Origin of the sequence: Oceanobacillus sp. FSL K6-3682 (genome assembly GCF_037976165.1) — a bacterium.
Classification (GTDB): domain Bacteria; phylum Bacillota; class Bacilli; order Bacillales; family Amphibacillaceae; genus Oceanobacillus; species Oceanobacillus sojae.
This window is the reverse complement of record NZ_CP150263.1, coordinates 3,692,252-3,708,655: the sequence shown is the minus strand read 5'-3', so window position 1 is coordinate 3,708,655 and position 16,404 is coordinate 3,692,252. Positions and strand designations below refer to the sequence as shown.

15 protein-coding genes are annotated in these 16,404 nt (G+C 39.0%); 12 read left to right on the top strand and 3 right to left on the bottom strand.

The window, feature by feature from the left end; genetic code table 11:
• Nucleotides 1-61: 61 nt before the first annotated feature.
• The 3 genes from MHH51_RS18245 to coaW are packed head-to-tail and all read right to left on the bottom strand — an operon-like array spanning nucleotide 62 to nucleotide 2,320.
• The gene (locus tag MHH51_RS18245; protein WP_147210641.1) at nucleotides 62-328 is read right to left on the bottom strand and encodes a DUF3006 domain-containing protein; all 267 of its coding nucleotides are present in this window, start codon (nucleotides 326-328) and stop codon (nucleotides 62-64) included.
• Between the two features lie 15 nt (nucleotides 329-343).
• The gene (locus MHH51_RS18240; protein ID WP_339282840.1) at nucleotides 344-1,498 is read right to left on the bottom strand and encodes an MBL fold metallo-hydrolase; all 1,155 of its coding nucleotides are present in this window, start codon (nucleotides 1,496-1,498) and stop codon (nucleotides 344-346) included.
• 30 nt (nucleotides 1,499-1,528) lie between these two features.
• Nucleotides 1,529-2,320 carry a type II pantothenate kinase gene (gene coaW, locus MHH51_RS18235; RefSeq protein ID WP_339282838.1) on the bottom strand — a complete coding sequence of 264 codons (792 nt, stop codon included), beginning with the start codon at nucleotides 2,318-2,320 and terminating at the stop codon, nucleotides 1,529-1,531.
• Nucleotides 2,321-2,684: 364 nt separating this feature from the next.
• Between coaW and MHH51_RS18230 the strand changes: the two genes are divergently transcribed.
• From MHH51_RS18230 to MHH51_RS18175, 12 genes are all read left to right on the top strand, one after another.
• Nucleotides 2,685-3,308 carry a 5-bromo-4-chloroindolyl phosphate hydrolysis family protein gene (locus MHH51_RS18230; protein WP_147210639.1) on the top strand — a complete coding sequence of 208 codons (624 nt, stop codon included), beginning with the start codon at nucleotides 2,685-2,687 and terminating at the stop codon, nucleotides 3,306-3,308.
• A 13-nt stretch (nucleotides 3,309-3,321) separates the two neighbouring features.
• On the top strand, nucleotides 3,322-4,485 hold the full coding sequence (locus MHH51_RS18225; protein WP_339282836.1) for a toxic anion resistance protein: 1,164 nt from the start codon (nucleotides 3,322-3,324) through the stop codon (nucleotides 4,483-4,485).
• Nucleotides 4,486-4,733: 248 nt separating this feature from the next.
• Nucleotides 4,734-5,312: a TetR/AcrR family transcriptional regulator gene (locus MHH51_RS18220; RefSeq protein ID WP_339282834.1), complete on the top strand. Its 579-nt coding sequence runs from the start codon at nucleotides 4,734-4,736 to the stop codon at nucleotides 5,310-5,312.
• A 54-nt stretch (nucleotides 5,313-5,366) separates the two neighbouring features.
• Nucleotides 5,367-6,185, top strand: coding sequence for a purine-nucleoside phosphorylase (locus tag MHH51_RS18215; protein ID WP_147210636.1), 819 nt, complete (start codon nucleotides 5,367-5,369; stop codon nucleotides 6,183-6,185).
• Nucleotides 6,186-6,342: 157 nt separating this feature from the next.
• Complete coding sequence (locus MHH51_RS18210) at nucleotides 6,343-7,566, top strand: nucleoside transporter C-terminal domain-containing protein (RefSeq protein ID WP_339282833.1); 1,224 nt, start codon at nucleotides 6,343-6,345, stop codon at nucleotides 7,564-7,566.
• A gap of 86 nt (nucleotides 7,567-7,652) precedes the next feature.
• Entirely contained in the window at nucleotides 7,653-8,879 is a 1,227-nt protein-coding gene (locus MHH51_RS18205) for an MFS transporter (RefSeq protein ID WP_339282832.1), read from the top strand.
• Nucleotides 8,880-9,037: 158 nt separating this feature from the next.
• The gene (pxpB, locus tag MHH51_RS18200) at nucleotides 9,038-9,772 is read left to right on the top strand and encodes a 5-oxoprolinase subunit PxpB (protein ID WP_339282830.1); all 735 of its coding nucleotides are present in this window, start codon (nucleotides 9,038-9,040) and stop codon (nucleotides 9,770-9,772) included.
• Nucleotides 9,769-10,539, top strand: a complete 771-nt coding sequence (locus MHH51_RS18195; protein ID WP_156984938.1) for a 5-oxoprolinase subunit PxpA — start codon at nucleotides 9,769-9,771, stop codon at nucleotides 10,537-10,539. The genes pxpB and MHH51_RS18195 overlap by 4 nt, the downstream gene beginning before the upstream one ends.
• The gene (locus tag MHH51_RS18190; protein ID WP_339282828.1) at nucleotides 10,536-11,495 is read left to right on the top strand and encodes a biotin-dependent carboxyltransferase family protein; all 960 of its coding nucleotides are present in this window, start codon (nucleotides 10,536-10,538) and stop codon (nucleotides 11,493-11,495) included. The genes MHH51_RS18195 and MHH51_RS18190 overlap by 4 nt, the downstream gene beginning before the upstream one ends.
• Nucleotides 11,496-11,613: 118 nt before the next feature.
• Nucleotides 11,614-13,032 carry a hypothetical protein gene (locus MHH51_RS18185; RefSeq protein ID WP_339282826.1) on the top strand — a complete coding sequence of 473 codons (1,419 nt, stop codon included), beginning with the start codon at nucleotides 11,614-11,616 and terminating at the stop codon, nucleotides 13,030-13,032.
• A 466-nt stretch (nucleotides 13,033-13,498) separates the two neighbouring features.
• Nucleotides 13,499-14,656 (top strand): thiolase family protein, encoded by a 1,158-nt coding sequence (locus MHH51_RS18180; RefSeq protein WP_339282825.1) that lies wholly within the window; start codon nucleotides 13,499-13,501, stop codon nucleotides 14,654-14,656.
• A 14-nt stretch (nucleotides 14,657-14,670) separates the two neighbouring features.
• Nucleotides 14,671-16,290, top strand: a complete 1,620-nt coding sequence (locus MHH51_RS18175) for a long-chain fatty acid--CoA ligase (protein WP_339282824.1) — start codon at nucleotides 14,671-14,673, stop codon at nucleotides 16,288-16,290.
• Nucleotides 16,291-16,404: the final 114 nt, after the last annotated feature.

The following is a 16,404-nucleotide window of genomic DNA, read 5'->3' as shown; positions in this document are numbered from 1 at the left end:
ATTAAAAAGAAAACCTGAAAAAATGGAGATTTCAGCTGCATTTTTTCAGGTTTTTTTAATGCTACTTTCGTCTTTTCAACTTACTGCTTTTTTTTCGTTTCAATAAAGCCTTTCGTAGATCACTCGATTGCTGTTTATTCTCCTGGTCTGCCTTTGTATCGAGGGTGATTCTTGGGTGGGTATGTTCCTCTGACTCCTCAATCCGCACAACTGATTTCACCATACACTCTTCAGGAAGTTCACTGCTTGAAACAAGAATTTCCCGGTTCTCCGCTTCGACTAAAATAACCGCTGTTTCTCCTTCAAAACGATCAATGATTCCTTTCATCTTTTTCCATCTCCTTTAAAAGTCACATATCAGATCCTCGGAGTCTATATCCGCAATCCGGCTTGGACCTAACCCATCAATTTTCTCAAGCTCATCAAAAGCAGCAAATGGACGTTTATCTATTATTTGATCTGCTCGTTCGTCACCGATATGAATAATTTTAGTTAATTCCTCTTTGGGAGCATTATTTAAATCAATACAGCTGGAATCATTCTTTTCATCATTTAAGATGTCTTCTGAAGCAACTTCGTTTTCCTCGTCAGCAGAAGCTTGCTTATCTTCCGCTGCATCCGGTTCTGAAACAGTAATATTTGTGCCCATATCTGTTTCAATAGAATAGGCTTTTCCATCTGTAGTCACCACAATGGTCCCGTCTTTGTCAGTGCCATACCAGTCGATATTTTCCTCATCTAATAATTCAATAACCTCCGGGCTTGGATGACCATAAGAATTGTCTTCACCAGCACTATAAATAGCAATATGCGGCTGAACAGCATTTAAAAATTCCGGATCTGTAGATGTTTTAGAGCCATGATGACCTAAATGTAAAAAGGTGCTGCCGAGATTAGAAGATTCCATCATCTCTTTTTCTTCCTTCACTCCTGCATCTCCAGTCAGAATAAATGAAACTTGATCATAGGCTAAACGAATACTGATCGATTCTTCATTTACTTTTCCAGAAATGTCCTCAGGGTACAATACTTCTATTTCGAGCGGGCCTAATTCATACTCTTCCCCGGTCCGCGGTTCATGATAACCGATATCCTTGGATAGGATTTTTTCCATAGCTGTCTGGTATGTATTAGATGTACTTTCATTGCCGGACATCCAAACTTCATCTACAGCAAAATGATCAATAACCTTGGAAAGCTGGCCAATATGGTCTGCATCCGGATGACTGATAATGACCAGGTCAATGTCTGTAATGCCCTGCTCCTCTAAATAAGGTACTACTTCATTTCCCTGCCAGTCTCCTGTGTCAAAGAGGATAACGATTTCTTCGTCTTCTTCCTCCAAAGTGAATAAAGTGGAGTCACCTTGTCCAACGTCAATAAAGTGCGCCCCGAAAGCACCATCCACTGTATTGGATTGTGCTGCTGAATCTGACTTTGCCTGACAGCCTGCCAATACAAACATAATAATAAAACTAAAATAAATAATTTTTTTCAAATGTCATTCTCCTCGTACATGTAAATCTTTTTATTCATCGTGATATAGTGCACCAATCGCGCCAGCATGTTTTCCTTTTTCTAAAAAAGTCAAGTTATAATCAAACATACTTTCAAAAGAAGCAATTACCTGTTTTAAGAGCGGATTTCCAGTTAATGATCCACCAATCATTACGATTTCTTTTGTTTCTAATGAATTTGCCGTTAAGCTGGAAAGTAATACAAGCGTTTCTCCGATCAACTGGGTCAATGCCGCCATCTGATCTTCAACAGAAACCGATTTATCCAGCTGGTCCTTTCCGAAATTAGCAGCAGTCAAAGAAGCTTCAATAGGAGAATTGTTAAATTGGTAAATATCCGAAACCATCAAATCACTTTTGCTTCGATCTCCTTTAGAGGAAAGCTCAACCAGAGATTGATAATCAGATGTACCTGCAATAATTGCGCCAATGCCAGTAAACAATCCACCTCCGATTCCTGTTCCTGATAAGCGGTCTGTTTTGTGAAAAAAAGAGGTGCCTGTACCAATATTCACCAAAAGATAATCTGTTTTTGGAAGCTTATTTTCTTTCAATAGTAAATATTTTGTTCCCTCTATGACACACTTAAATTCCTTTAATATAGAAATTGATTTATTGGAAGCTTTCAGTGCTTCGGCTCTGCCGCCTGTCACATGCAGGGCTGCTTCCGGTGCAATCATTTCCAGCCATTGAACCACTTCATCAATCTGCTTGGCAGAATAGGTCTTTAATCGAAGCCTGCCTTCTTCTTCATATGCAATTTTTATTAAAGATCCGCCTGCATCAATACCGATTCGTTCCATAAAAAACACCCTCCTTGAATATAAAGCAGCTATTTTGTGAACACAGAGAATTAATATAATTGTACCATTCCTTAACATAAGAACATTCATTCCTATATTATCATAATTATTTAGAGTTTAGATAACGCAAGCTAATTTATTTAATAAACAAATATGAATGGAGCTATTAAAAAATAAGTCCCAATGCAGATGAAGGATAAGAAAAATAAAAATCTCTAAAATTATTTTCAGAAATAAAATAAAGCCAGGTTTAAATAAAAAGAAATTGAAACTTTTAAAACAGTCATTCGTAATAGTATAATAAGAGAAAGAGTATAGACGAATATACTTAGGCAAGAATGATTAATCACTTAGGAGTGAGTGTATGCGGGCAATATTGCAATTTTTAATGCAGAGCTTTGTTGGTGCTGTCAGCCTGACAGCTATATGGCTTGTAAGCTTTTTTATATATGGACAGACTGTACTGTTAACTAGTCTTTTTGCTGCAATCGGCGGCGTATTGACTTATGCAGCTGCAAAACAAATCATGGATTATCGATTTGTCAGAAGTCAGGGATTAACCAAAAAAGAATATAAATTTATTGATACGAATTTAAAAGAAGCCAGAGGCAAGATAACACGCATGCAAAAAGCCTTATTCAAGGTACGGTCTTTCCAGCATGCGCGGGAAAACTTAGCTATCGTAAGAACTGCACAAAAAATATATAACAACGCAAGAAAAGAACCGATGCGATTCTATCAGGCAGAGAGTTTTTTCTATAACCATTTAGACTCGCTTGTGGAATTATCAGAGCGTTATGCTTACCTTTCCAGCCAGCCTTCCCCATCTATTGAGATGCAAAAATCGTTAAAGGAGACCAGGCAGACACTTACTGCCTTCAACCGGACGATAAAAAAAGATTTACAGGTGATGCTCAGAGATGATTTAGAAACATTGGATTTTGAGCTGGATGTAGCAAAGCAGACGCTGCGCCGATCTAAAAAATAAGGAGGATATCTACATGACTGAAAAAGACCATTCTAATGATTCTATAAATGATTTATTAAATGATCCGTTTGGGGAAAGAACTGAAATTTCTACGGGTACTTCAGATCAAAATTTAGAAAGTGCAAAAGCGCCAAGGCTTGTCGACAAGCTTCCAGCTGAACATCGTAAAAAAGCAGAACAATTAGCGCTGCAAATTGATACGACAAATCAGCAGTCTTTAGTAAAATACGGTGTGGAAGCACAAGCAAAATTACATCAATTCTCCCATGAAATGTTAGAGCATGTCCAAAAACAGGATGTCAGTCAAATTGGCTCCATTTTAACGGAGCTGATGAAAAAGCTGGAGGATATCGATCCTTCTGAATTACAGGAAGAAAAAAACGGGTTTTTATCACGTTTATTTGGAAAACTGTCGAAATCAGTTAATGAGGTGCTGTCACGTTATCAAAAGACTAGTTCTCAGATTGACCGTATCAGTGTGCGTCTGGACCGAAATAAAGACTTACTTTTGTCTGATAATGTTATGCTCGATAAACTATTTTCAACGAACCGGGATTATTACGATGCTTTAAACATTTATATTGCTGCCGGAGAATTAAAGGTAGAAGAAATTAATAATGATATTATCCCGCAGCTTCGTCAAAAAGCGGAAACAAGCGGGAGCCAGATGGATGTACAGGAAGTAAATGATATGCTTCAATTTGTGGACCGGCTTGAAAAACGGACGCATGACCTTAAGCTAAGCCGTCAAATCACAATGCAAAGTGCCCCGCAAATTCGTCTTATTCAAAATACGAATCAGGCGCTTGTGGAAAAAATCCAATCGTCTGTTTTAACGGCTATTCCACTATGGAAAAACCAGGTAGCTATTGCTTTGACTCTGCTGAGACAGCGCCATGCGATGGAAGCGCAAAAACAGGTATCACAAACAACGAATGATTTATTATTAAAAAATGCAGATATGCTGAAAGAAAATACAATTGAAACGGCGAAAGAAAATGAACGTGGTCTTGTGGATATTGATACATTGAAGCAGACACAGGAAAAATTAATGTCTACCATCGAAGAAACCATACAGATTCAATCAGACGGACGCAAGAAACGTAATGAAGCTGAAAAAGAGCTGATCAGCATGGAAGAGGAATTAAAAAATAAAATGCTGGAGTTTAAAGAATAAATGTGGAGAAGGCCAGGCGTATAGCCTGGTTTTTTAGTGCACAAATATCTTCTATTGTTGCCCCTATACTAAATTGTAAAAACCCTCTAAAATTATAACTTGATGCATTTGATTTTCGATTGACAGCTTATCTTCAATCACTTACTATTGTTATTATGTAGACCGATTGGTTTAATTCTACTGTAAGCTATAATTTTTATAGCTTACAGTAGATGAACGATCTCTAAAAAGGTGGATATTTCAGTCCAATGAGAAAGAATACAAAAGATGAAATTATTCGAACAACAGCCAAATTAATCCAAGAAAAAGGTTATGTGGGGACGGGACTAAAAGAGATTATAGAGCAAAGCGGAGCTCCACGCGGTTCTATCTATTACCATTTTCCAGATGGAAAAGAACAAATAGCTTTGGAAGCGGTCAAGTGGACAAGAGAAGCAGTCAGGTCCTTTATTCAGGAAGAGCTTTCCAAGCATGAAGATGCACTGATAGCAATTCAGTCATTTATTTTAGATAGTGCGGACCGTTTTGAAAAAAACCGTTATTTTGTCGGGGTACCTATTGCAGCACTGATTTTGGAAACTTCTTCGACAAATGATAATTTGCGGAAATCCTGTGAAGGGGCTTTTGAAACATGGTCACTAGAATTTATGAAAAAACTTCAAGAAAACGGGTATGAAGAAAGTATAGCAAAAAAACTGGGCACTATAATTAACACAATGATCCAAGGAGCATTGGTAGCAGCTTTAGCCAGTAAGCATGCTGAATCACTGCGCACCACTGCCGGGATATTGCCACTTATTTTCAGTCAGCAATCATTGCAGAAATAAAAAAATTACTGCGGGGCTGTTTGATAATACATTCATTTAAAGGAGGAAATTAATATGCATCAGTCAAACCACATTAAAGAAGCAAGAGAATTTATTCAAAGTAAAGCAGATCTGGTTCCAGAAATCGGTATGATTCTCGGGTCTGGATTAGGAGATTTGGCGGACGAATTAGAAGATGCTGTTGTCATTCCATATGAAGAAATTCCACATTTTTCAAAATCAGCTGCTATTGGGCATGCAAACCAGCTTGTCATTGGTACTCTAAAAGGAAAACGTATTGTAGCCATGAAAGGCCGTTACCATTATTATGAAGGCTATTCACTGGATGAAGTAACCTTCCCTGTGCGTGTTATCCAAGCGCTTGGAGCGGATAAACTGATTATTACTAATGCTTGTGGAGCTATAAATACAGATTTCAATCCTGGAGATTTAATGCTGATTACAGATCATATTAATCTGACTGGAACAAATCCATTAATAGGACCAAATAATGATGATTTAGGAACTCGTTTTCCGGATGCTTCTGAAGTATATAATCGGGAGCTTCGTGATTTGGCAAAGGGTATTGCTAAAGAAAATAACATTACCCTGCAGGAAGGTGTGTACAGCTGGTGGAGCGGTCCAGTTTACGAAACACCTGCGGAAATTCGTATGATCCGGGTGCTTGGCGGAGATGCGGTCGGCATGTCTACAGTTCCTGAAGCTCTTGTTGCTGTACATGGCGGTTTAAAAGTGCTTGGTATCTCTTGTTTAACAAATATGGCATGCGGCATTTTAGATCAGCCATTAAGCCATGATGAAGTGATTGAAGTTGCTGCACAATCACGCAGCAAGTTTATTCAGCTTATTGAAGAAGTTATTCATCAAATGTAAGTAAATGAATACAGGATGAATTTATTTTATATTAAAATAAATAGAATTGACAGTGGTAGATTAACTCTCATTTCAGATATCTGAAATGAGAGTTAATCTCTATTATTTATAACGAGTTCAATTATTTTAAGTAGACAAACAGCAAAGAGGTGTATCTGTGAATATTTTATGGGGATTGGCAGGATGTAGTGTTATTATTCTTATCTCATTTTTATTATCTGAAAAGAAGAAAAAAATTAATATCTATACTGTTTCAATAGGATTTATACTTCAAATTATCTTTGGTTATCTCGTATTACAGTGGGATTTTGGAAAAAGAGCTCTTGTTACTATTTCTAATGCAATTAACGGTATGATTAATTATGGTCAGGAAGGTCTTAAATTCGTTTTTGGTCCGCTTGCAGGAGATGGAGAAATTGCCATTTTTGCAGTAAATGTACTTGGAATGATTATTTTCTTAACAGTGCTGATTGCTCTTTTATATCACTTTGGAATTATGCAATACCTTGTCCGTTTTATCGGAGGATTTATTTCGAAAATCATGAAAACATCCTATTCTGAATCTGCTGTAGCAGCTGCAAATATTTTTGTGGGAAATACACAGGCTCCTCTTGTTATTAAACCATACATATCAAATATGACGAGATCTCAAATATTTTCATTAATGGTCAGTGGGCTGGCATCTGTTTCTGGGGCAGTAATGATCAGTTTAGCTGCAATGGGAATCCCATTAGAGTATTTATTGTCTGCTGCAATTATGTCCGCTCCGGCAGGAATTATGATTGCTAAGTTTATAATCCCTGAAACAGAAACTCTAAATCCAAATGAATGGAAAATCGCTCAGGAATCGCAGAAAGCAGATAATGCAAAAACGAATGTAATTGATGTTATTTTCACCAGTTCCCGTGAAGGGCTGCAGTTTGCAATCAATGTAGGTTTAATGCTGATGGCCTTTATTGGTTTATTAGCTTTAGTTAATGGTATTTTAGGCTGGGGAGGATCATTAATAGGCATTGAAAATCTTTCATTGGAATTTGTCCTTGGCTATATATTTGCTCCAATTGCCTTTGTTATTGGAATTCCATGGAATGAAGCTGTACAAGCTGGTAATCTCTTAGCGCAAAAATTTTTACTTAATGAATTTGTAGCATTTTCTCAGTTTTCTGCAATGCTGGAGTCATTTTCAGATAGATCTATTGCAGTATTAACATTTGCACTAAGCGGCTTTGCGAACTTTGGTGCGGCAGGAAGTATTGTAGGAATGCTGTCCAATATAGTACCGGAGCGTAAGCATGAAATTCAACGGCTTATGATGAAGGCATTAATAGGAGCAACATTGGCAAATTTATTAAATGGTGCTATTGTTACTATGTTCCTGTAAAACTAATAAGACATTCTAGTTTTTATCCAATGTAATAGAGTTCGTAACAGTATCAGGTATGTTATCAATTAGAAAGAAGGCTTATCATGGAAGGAATGGAAAAAAGGAAAAAAGATTCAAATCAGCTGCAATTTATTATTCTTCTTATTGGAATCATTGCTGTCGCTTTTAATTTACGTCCGGCAATTACTTCAGTTGGGCCAATCATTAGTTTTATACGTGATGACATTGCGATTTCAAATGGTACAGCAGGATTGTTGACAAGTTTACCTTTGATAGCTTTTGCGGTTATTTCTCCGCTGGTTCCCAATCTTGCTCGTACATTTACAAAGGAAAAAGCATTGGTCATTGGACTGGTCTTAATTATCATTGGTATTCTTGTTCGTTCGGTTTCTGTATTTATTTTATTATTGATTGGAACATTTATTGTCGGGGCAGGAATTGCAATTTGTAATGTTCTCCTTCCGAGTGTTATTAAGGATCGTTTTCCTTTAAAGGTTGCGCTGCTTACTAGTGTTTACACAACAGCTATGAATATTTTTGCAGCTTCCGCTTCCGGGCTGAGCCATCCTTTAGCAGAAGGTTTTGGTTTAGGCTGGCAGTTATCTTTGCTTGTTTGGACAACTCCTGCTATCCTCGCTATTGTTCTTTGGATTATTATTCTTAATAAATACACAGAACGGGAAGAAAAAATGCAAGTGGCTTCTGGAGGAGTACTGTCCGGTAACCGTATGTGGAAATCTCCATTAGCATGGATTGTTGCTATCTATATGGGATTGCAGTCAACAATGTTTTATGTGACTATTTCCTGGCTGCCGGAGATTTTACATGATTATGGAATGAGTATGGAAACTGCAGGCTGGCTGTTGTCGTTGACGCAAATTGTCGGGCTTCCGGCGAGTTTTTTCTTACCTATATTGGCAGGAAGAATGAAGAAGCAATCCATTGTTGCAAGCTCCATCGGAATTTGCGCAATACTAGGTTATGGCGGTTTATTACTTGGAAACTCCTGGACTGTCCTCATGTTCAGTCTTCTGTTTATTGGAATTGCACTGGGCGGCGGTTTTGCTCTTGCATTGACATTTATCGGTCTGCGCTCCAGAGATGGAGAACAGGCAACAGAGCTTTCTGGAATGGCACAGTCTGTCGGTTATCTTTTAGCAGCAATCGGTCCATTTGCAATTGGTTCTATTTATGATTTAACAGCAACATGGACAGTTTCTCTATTAGTATTAATGACAGTAGCTGCCTGTATTGTATTTTTGGGTTATCAGGTTGGAAGGGACCGCTTTGTTCTTGAGAATAAAAAATAAAATTAAAGAGACACCCTGTTAAGATTTTTAAATGTCTTAACAGGGTTTTTTACTATTAAAAATGGTATCTCTTCAACTCAAATTATTCGTTTCTGCAAAAAATAGGTGTACAATAGAAATGCAGAAAGTTCAGAATAAGAAAGGATAGGTGATGAATTATGTATTCCATTCAATTGTACGGAGACCGGGGAGTACGTATCCAATTTGGCAATACAATTGACAGACAGGTAAATGTAAATGTTCATCGCTTTACCAGTCTGTTAGAAAATTATCCAATTGAGGGAATCACAGAGTGGATTCCTGCGTATACCAGTATGACGATTTATTATAATCCGGGTAAAATCACATATTTGAAGCTCGAAAAAAAGCTGAATCAATTACAAAAATTAATGAGCGAATCAGCTCCTCCAGTTTCAAGAAAGGTTACGATTCCTGTCTGCTATGAAAAAGAATTTGCTATAGACATGGACGATGTTGCTGAATATCATAATCTTTCCGTTCAAGAGATAATCGGCCTGCATACAGAGCCGCTTTATTATGTTTATATGATGGGATTCATGCCCGGTTTTCCTTACCTGGGCGGTTTATCAGAGAAGCTTGTTACACCAAGGCTGGAGAACCCAAGAAAAAGAGTGGAACGCGGGTCAGTAGGTATCGCAGATCAGCAGACAGGGATCTATCCGTTGGATTCGCCAGGAGGCTGGAGAATTATCGGGAAAACACCGGTACATCTTTATGATGCGCAGAAAGATAATAAAATTCTTATTCGATCCGGCGATACGCTCCAGTTTGAAGCTATTGATTCAGAAACCTATTTTAAAATAGAAGATGCAGTACAAAATGGAGACTATCAACCAAAAATAAGTGAAGAGAAGGAAGGTGATCCATCATGAATTTGTCTGTAGATTTGAATTGTGATTTAGGAGAAAGCTTTGGGGCATACCGAATCGGGCAGGATAATGAGGTGATGGAATGGATTACCTCTGCCAATATTGCTTGTGGTTATCATGCTGGAGATCATAATGTGATGCGGGAAACAGTAGAAAAAGCAGTGAAAAATAACGTGGCAATTGGTGCTCATCCCGGGTTATTGGATTTACAAGGATTCGGCCGGCGAAAGATGCAGGTGACGCCGGAAGAGGTTTTCAATTTAATGGTTTATCAGATTGGTGCTATGAGAGGATTTGCGGAAATCTATGGAACTGGAATCAGTCATGTTAAACCTCACGGTGCTCTCTATTCGATGGCTGCAGCAGATAAAGTTTTAGCCGCTGCAATTGCAGATGCAATCTATCGTGTTGATAAGCATATGATTCTATTTGGATTAGCCAATTCAGAGCTTGTCAGGGAAGGGAGAAAGAGAGGGCTGCAAGTAGCAGAAGAAGTGTTCGCAGACAGAAATTATCAGCCAGATGGCACCCTGACACCCAGATCAGCACCAAATGCATTGATCCATGATGTAGATTTAAGTCTAAGCCGTGTTATCCGGATGGTAAAGGAAAATAAAGTTAAAGCAGTGGACGGAACAGATGTGGCTATTCAGGCCGATACAATTTGTGTTCATGGCGATGGGGCACAGGCAGCTGTTTTTGTGAGAAGGCTGGCAGAGGCATTATCTGGTCAGCATATACAGATACGTGCGGCAGGTGATCCAAGTTGAAAAAAATCTTTGAAGTAATCAAACCTGGTTTATCTACGAGTATTCAAGATTTAGGCAGGGTTGGCTATCAAAAATATGGTATTCCAACATCTGGCGCAATGGATTCCTTTGCACATCGTGTTGCTAATCTGCTTGCAGGTAATCAAGAGGAAGAAGCGACACTTGAAATTATGCTGATGGGTCCCCAGCTGAAAGTTTTACAGGATACTGTTGTTGCAATCGGTGGTGCAGATTTGTCGGCAACAATTGATGGGAAGCCTCTATATCCATGGAAATCTTTCCGTGTTTACGCAGGACAGATATTATCGTTTGGCAGACCAGTTAACGGAATGTATGCTTATCTTGCAGTAAGTGGCGGTTTTTTTGCTGAGGAAGTAATGGGAAGTAAGTCAACTTACGCACAGGCAAATATTGGCGGTTTAGAGGGAAGGGTCCTGCAAAAAGGAGATAACTTATTATCAGAGGATGTGAACCTGAAATCTATCCGGGCAGGAAGATATTTAAAAGAAACAGACGTGCCAAATTATGAACAGCATCGTCCAATTAGAGTGATTGCAGGACCAGATATATTTGCTTTTTCCGACAAAACATATCAACAATTTTACCAGGAGAGCTACCGTATTACAGAACAATCGAATCGAATGGGCAGCCGTTTGGAAGGAAAAGCATTGTCTCATGCATACAGAGCAGATATTATTTCAGATGCTGTGCTTCCTGGGACGATACAGGTTCCGGCGAATGGGCAGCCGATTGTGTTATTATCTGATCGGCAGACAACTGGAGGTTACGCGCGAATCGCTACTGTTATTACAACAGATATTCCGCTTCTTATACAAAAGAAAATCGGTTCAGAGATTCAATTTTTATCTGTATCCTTAGAAAGAGCGCAGGCGGATTATCTGCAGCAGCAGCGCTTTTTAAAAATGCTGCAGACAGCCTTGCAGCAGCCCGTTTAAAAGAAGGAGGACTTCTTGTTGACTTTACCCGGCACCAGCTGGTTTAATGGAAGGCTTTGATACAGTAGGGTTCCATGGTAAAGTAAAGATAACAAAATAATATAGGAGACTGTCAATAATGAGTAAACAATTTATCAGCCAGGCGTTAGCTACCTGCATCATTGGTTTCACAATCATTCATTTCATCACCTATTTCTTTCACATTGATATTCTTTTAACGCTGCTGGTATTCTTTGGATTTGGAATTATTTTATTTGGGGCAGTTTACTATGGACCATTGCATTTAAAGATGCCGTTGGGGCTGTTTCTAACTGGTGTGATTATCTTCCTCTCTGTGGATGCTTCTTTTACAGCAGGAATGCGGGAAGGATTATTGCAAATGCGCAATATGGTTGGGTTATTAGTTGTCATACCAATGGTCAGCTGGGTCCTGCGGGAGGAAGCTTTTTTAGAATCTGCTATCAGCTATGCACATGGTTTCGTGAATACAAGTAAGAAATTTTACTTTGGTATGATTTCTTTTACACAAATTATTGCCTATTTTCTTCTATTTGGTGCAATTCCAATGCTGTATCAATTTGTATCTATGATTTTAAAGGATGAAAAAGGAGAGGCATGGGAGAGATATAAGGGGACAGCAATATTACGCGGTTTTGCTTTATCTGTCCTGTGGGTAGTCAGTATCCCAAGCTTTGCCTATGTGGTAGAAGCCATGGATGCTTCATTATGGAAATCGATTGTGCAGGGACTAGGAGTGTCTGCAGCAGGGAGCATACTGGCTATTCTGTTCTTTCCGTTAGAGAATAAAAAATACAACGTTAATTTTACAAGAGGTCTCCGGCACGAGATTGATGGGATTATGCAGCATACAAAGAACAAACAGGAAACGAAGCGGGTTATCCGTGAATTTATAATATTATTTGTTTCCCTTTTTGGTTCCATTTTTATTCTGAGTGCATTGATTAATATGGAGCTTCTTGTTCTGATACCTTTAACTATCTTAGTATGGATACTTAGCTATTATGTCATGAAAAAACGACTATATAAATTAACACATATTGCAACACTTTATGTAAAGGAAGAGATGGCAGGAAAATCCTATCAGCTTTGTGTAATGATCGGTGCTGGCATGCTGATTGCCGGGCTGACCAAAACAGGATTTGCAGGCTGGGTCGTGGACAGCCTCTACGCATTGGAAGCAGTTGCGCCATTTATCAATTTATTGTATCTGCTTCCTTTTATGGTAATTATTTTAGGCTTTGCCGGTCTTGGACCATTGACAGTAATGGTATTGGTTGCCGGTATTCTCCAGTCCATCCATCTGCCCTATCCTCCTGAGCTGATTGTGCTGGCAGTAACATTAGGGAGCTCGATATCGATTTTGTTATCACCAGTAATTATGCCGATTATTGTTTTAAGCGGATCCAATGGCCTGAGCGGCTTTAAAAACGGCTTTCAGTTCAATGGCATTTTTGCGGTTGTTCTATATATGATTGTGATGACGTATATTCAAGTAATGACGTATGTGGCAAGTTGATTTTTATAAAAAACTGCGAATCCGCACATTCTTTAGTAATACAGAGTGTGCGGATCTGGTCATTACTTAGCTGAAAATCCTTTGAAAACTATAGCAGATATAAAAAAGGAAAAAATATCAGAATATCAGAATATCATTGTACATGAAGAGTCCTCTGTATCCTATACATCTTGCAATTAGGATAATATCGGGTAACCTATCACGGGAAATTGTCCATAAACTCTTATTGAATAAAGCTTCGTTGTATAAAGTCAGGTGCTTTCTGGTTGTACTGTTATTTTGCACTTGACATTCATTTTTTAACAACATAAAATTATCTATGAAAGCGTTTACTAAAAATGCCGGTATTTAAGGTTCTTACAGATGAATCACATACGAAATAAAAATTCTGCAGACTTTGCGGGAACCAATTTATTTTTAATTACAACGGATTATATCCTTTCAAAATGAAAAAGGAGGACAATTGATGCGGAACGCTGTCATTGTTGAAGCAGTACGGACGCCTATCGGAAAGCGGAATGGTTTCTTAAGTGAGATAAGAGCCGAAGAATTAGCTGCAGCGCCTTTGAAGGAATTAATACGGAGGGCCAATCTGGATGCAACATTAATTGATGATGTTATTATGGGTTGCGTAACACAAACAGGAGAACAGGCGGTTGATATTGCAAGGCAGGCAGCGCTTATTGCAGGGTATCCTGCCAGTATACCCGGAACGACGATTGATCGGCAATGCGGCTCCGGTCAGCAGGCAATTCATTTTGCCGCACAAGCAATCATTAGCGGTGATATGGATATCGTTGTTGCAGCTGGTGTAGAGAGTATGTCTCGTGTACCGATGGGAAGCAATCACGAGGGTGTGAAATGGAATAGTGTTTTACAAAATCAATATGATATGGTCCATCAAGGGATAGCAGCGGCTAAAATTGCGGAAAAGTGGGGTATTTCACGCCATAAAATGAATGAATATTCATTCAAAAGTCATAATCGCGCAATAGAAGCACAAGAAAAAGGCTATTTTCACCAACAAATAATGCCGATTTCCGTTAAAAGAGCTGATGGAACAACAGCTCAATTTTATCAAGATGAAGGACCAAGAAAGAATACCTCCATGGAGAAGCTGGAGGCATTACCTGATTTATTTACAGAGAACAGTGGAATTACGGCAGGAAACGCCAGCCAAATGAGTGATGGGGCAGCAGCACTTTTGATTATGTCCGATGATAAAGCAAGAGAGCTTGGCTTTGTGCCGCATTTTCGTATTTTGGCACGAAATGTGATTGGCTCTGATCCAACAGAGATGCTGACAGGGCCAATTGAAGCTACCAGGCAAATCTTAAAAAAGGCTGATTTATCCTTAGAGGACATTGATGTTTTTGAAGTTAATGAGGCATTTGCGTCAATTCCGCTGATGTGGATGAAAGAATTAGAGGCAGATGAAGAAAAAGTAAATATTGATGGAGGAGCTATTGCTTTGGGGCATCCTTTAGGCGCAAGCGGAGCCAGACTGATGGTGACGATGCTGCATACGATGGAGCGGCTCGAAGCCCGCTTTGGCCTGCAGACGATGTGTGAAGGACTGGGAATGGCTAATGGTACTATTATTGAACGATTAACAAGGGAGTAGGGAGGAATTTTAAAATGATGCAAACACAGTTAAATTTAACAACAATGGTCAGACATGCAGAGAAGTATTTTCCTGATAAAACAGTTATTTCACGTACCCTGGGTGGAGTTCAAACCATTCCATACAGAAAAATAACTGAACGAATACGACGGTTAGCGGGAGTCTTAAAGGAATTAGGTGTGAAAAAAGGAGATAGAGTCGGAACAATAGCCTGGAACCATCATCGCCACCTGGAGGCTTATTTTGCAATTCCAACAATGGGAGCAGTACTGCATACGATTAATATCCGTGTTTCACTAGATGATCTTGCCTATATTATCAATCATGCAGAGGATAAAATATTGCTGGTTGACGAGGACTTATTCCCGTTAATTGAACGTGTTAAAGACCAAATCACTGATGTAGAAAAAATTATTGTCATGACGGATAAAGATGTATTACCTGAAACAAGTTTAACAAATGTTGCATCCTATGAAGTATTACTTGAAGGTGCAGATCCGGGTACAGAGCTTTGTGAAGATATTGATGAAAATGACATGGCCGGCTTATGTTATACATCTGGAACTACAGGCAGACCAAAAGGGGTTGCTTATTCACACCGGGGAATTTATTTACATAGCTTAGCCCTGGGGTTAAAGGATACTGTAGGGTTGTCAGAGGGAGATATTGCAATGCCTGTAGTGCCTATGTTTCATGTGAATGCCTGGGGGATACCGTTTGCTGCGTTATGGTTTGGAACAACGCAAGTTTTGCCGGGGCCAATGCCGACACCACAAATCTTAGCTGAATTAATAGAGGAGCATAAAATTACAATGGCAGCAGGAGTACCGACTATCTGGCTGGGACTTCTGCAGGCGCTGGAGAATGGAAATTATGATACAAGCAGTCTGCGCTGTATACTTTGCGGCGGCTCAGCTGCTCCAAAAGGAATGATTCGTGCGTTTGAATCAAAATATAAGATTCCTTTCGTTCATGCATATGGAATGACAGAAACTTCGCCAATTGTGACATTAGCCCGTTTAAAAAGCTATCAGCAGGAGCTTGATGAAGAAGAACGTCTGGAATTACGCTCTCGCCAGGGCATGGTTGTACCAGGGATTGAAATTAAAGGCATTAATGAAAATGGAGAAATTCAATATGACGGTGAAACAATAGGCGAGCTGCTTGTTAAAGGACCCTGGATTGCAGATTCATATTATAAAAATGATCGCAGTGAGGACGCTTTCCGGGATGGCTGGCTTCACACAGGAGATGTAATTAATATTGATGAAGAAGGCTCTGTTAAAATAGTTGACCGTACAAAGGATATGATTAAAAGCGGCGGTGAATGGATTTCCTCTGTAGATATAGAAAATGCTTTAATGGCGCATGAAGCAGTTTATGAAGCCTCTGTTATTGCTGTTCCTGATCCAAAGTGGCAGGAGCGCCCTGTGGCATGTGTGGTATTAAAAGAAAAAGAAACACTGACAGAAGAAGATGTGAAACAATTTTTAGAGCCGCAATTTGCGAAATTTTGGATCCCGGATCGGGTTTTATTCATGGAAGAGATTCCAAAAACCTCTGTCGGGAAATTCTTAAAACGTGCACTGCGTAATCAGGTGAAAGAAATGCTTTCCTTATCGGATCCATCTTAATGAAATAAATATTTACTCAGGCAAGGAGCGTTCATTCATTCTTCACTATGAAAAGTAAGTATGATAAGGACACAGCAGTGTTTTTACTAATAGGAAGATATATTGTTCGTTTTT

Bases quoted from the DNA above. Each gene is read 5' to 3' on its own strand.
- MHH51_RS18245 (WP_147210641.1), bottom strand. From the start codon at position 328: ATGAAAGGAATCATTGATCGTTTTGAAGGAGAAACAGCGGTTATTTTA.
- coaW (WP_339282838.1), bottom strand. From the start codon at position 2,320: ATGGAACGAATCGGTATTGATGCAGGCGGATCTTTAATAAAAATTGCA.
- MHH51_RS18230 (WP_147210639.1), top strand. From the start codon at position 2,685: ATGCGGGCAATATTGCAATTTTTAATGCAGAGCTTTGTTGGTGCTGTC.
- MHH51_RS18225 (WP_339282836.1), top strand. From the start codon at position 3,322: ATGACTGAAAAAGACCATTCTAATGATTCTATAAATGATTTATTAAAT.
- MHH51_RS18220 (WP_339282834.1), top strand. From the start codon at position 4,734: ATGAGAAAGAATACAAAAGATGAAATTATTCGAACAACAGCCAAATTA.
- MHH51_RS18215 (WP_147210636.1), top strand. From the start codon at position 5,367: ATGCATCAGTCAAACCACATTAAAGAAGCAAGAGAATTTATTCAAAGT.
- MHH51_RS18205 (WP_339282832.1), top strand. From the start codon at position 7,653: ATGGAAGGAATGGAAAAAAGGAAAAAAGATTCAAATCAGCTGCAATTT.
- pxpB (WP_339282830.1), top strand. From the start codon at position 9,038: ATGTATTCCATTCAATTGTACGGAGACCGGGGAGTACGTATCCAATTT.
- MHH51_RS18195 (WP_156984938.1), top strand. From the start codon at position 9,769: ATGAATTTGTCTGTAGATTTGAATTGTGATTTAGGAGAAAGCTTTGGG.
- MHH51_RS18185 (WP_339282826.1), top strand. From the start codon at position 11,614: ATGAGTAAACAATTTATCAGCCAGGCGTTAGCTACCTGCATCATTGGT.
- MHH51_RS18180 (WP_339282825.1), top strand. From the start codon at position 13,499: ATGCGGAACGCTGTCATTGTTGAAGCAGTACGGACGCCTATCGGAAAG.
- MHH51_RS18175 (WP_339282824.1), top strand. From the start codon at position 14,671: ATGATGCAAACACAGTTAAATTTAACAACAATGGTCAGACATGCAGAG.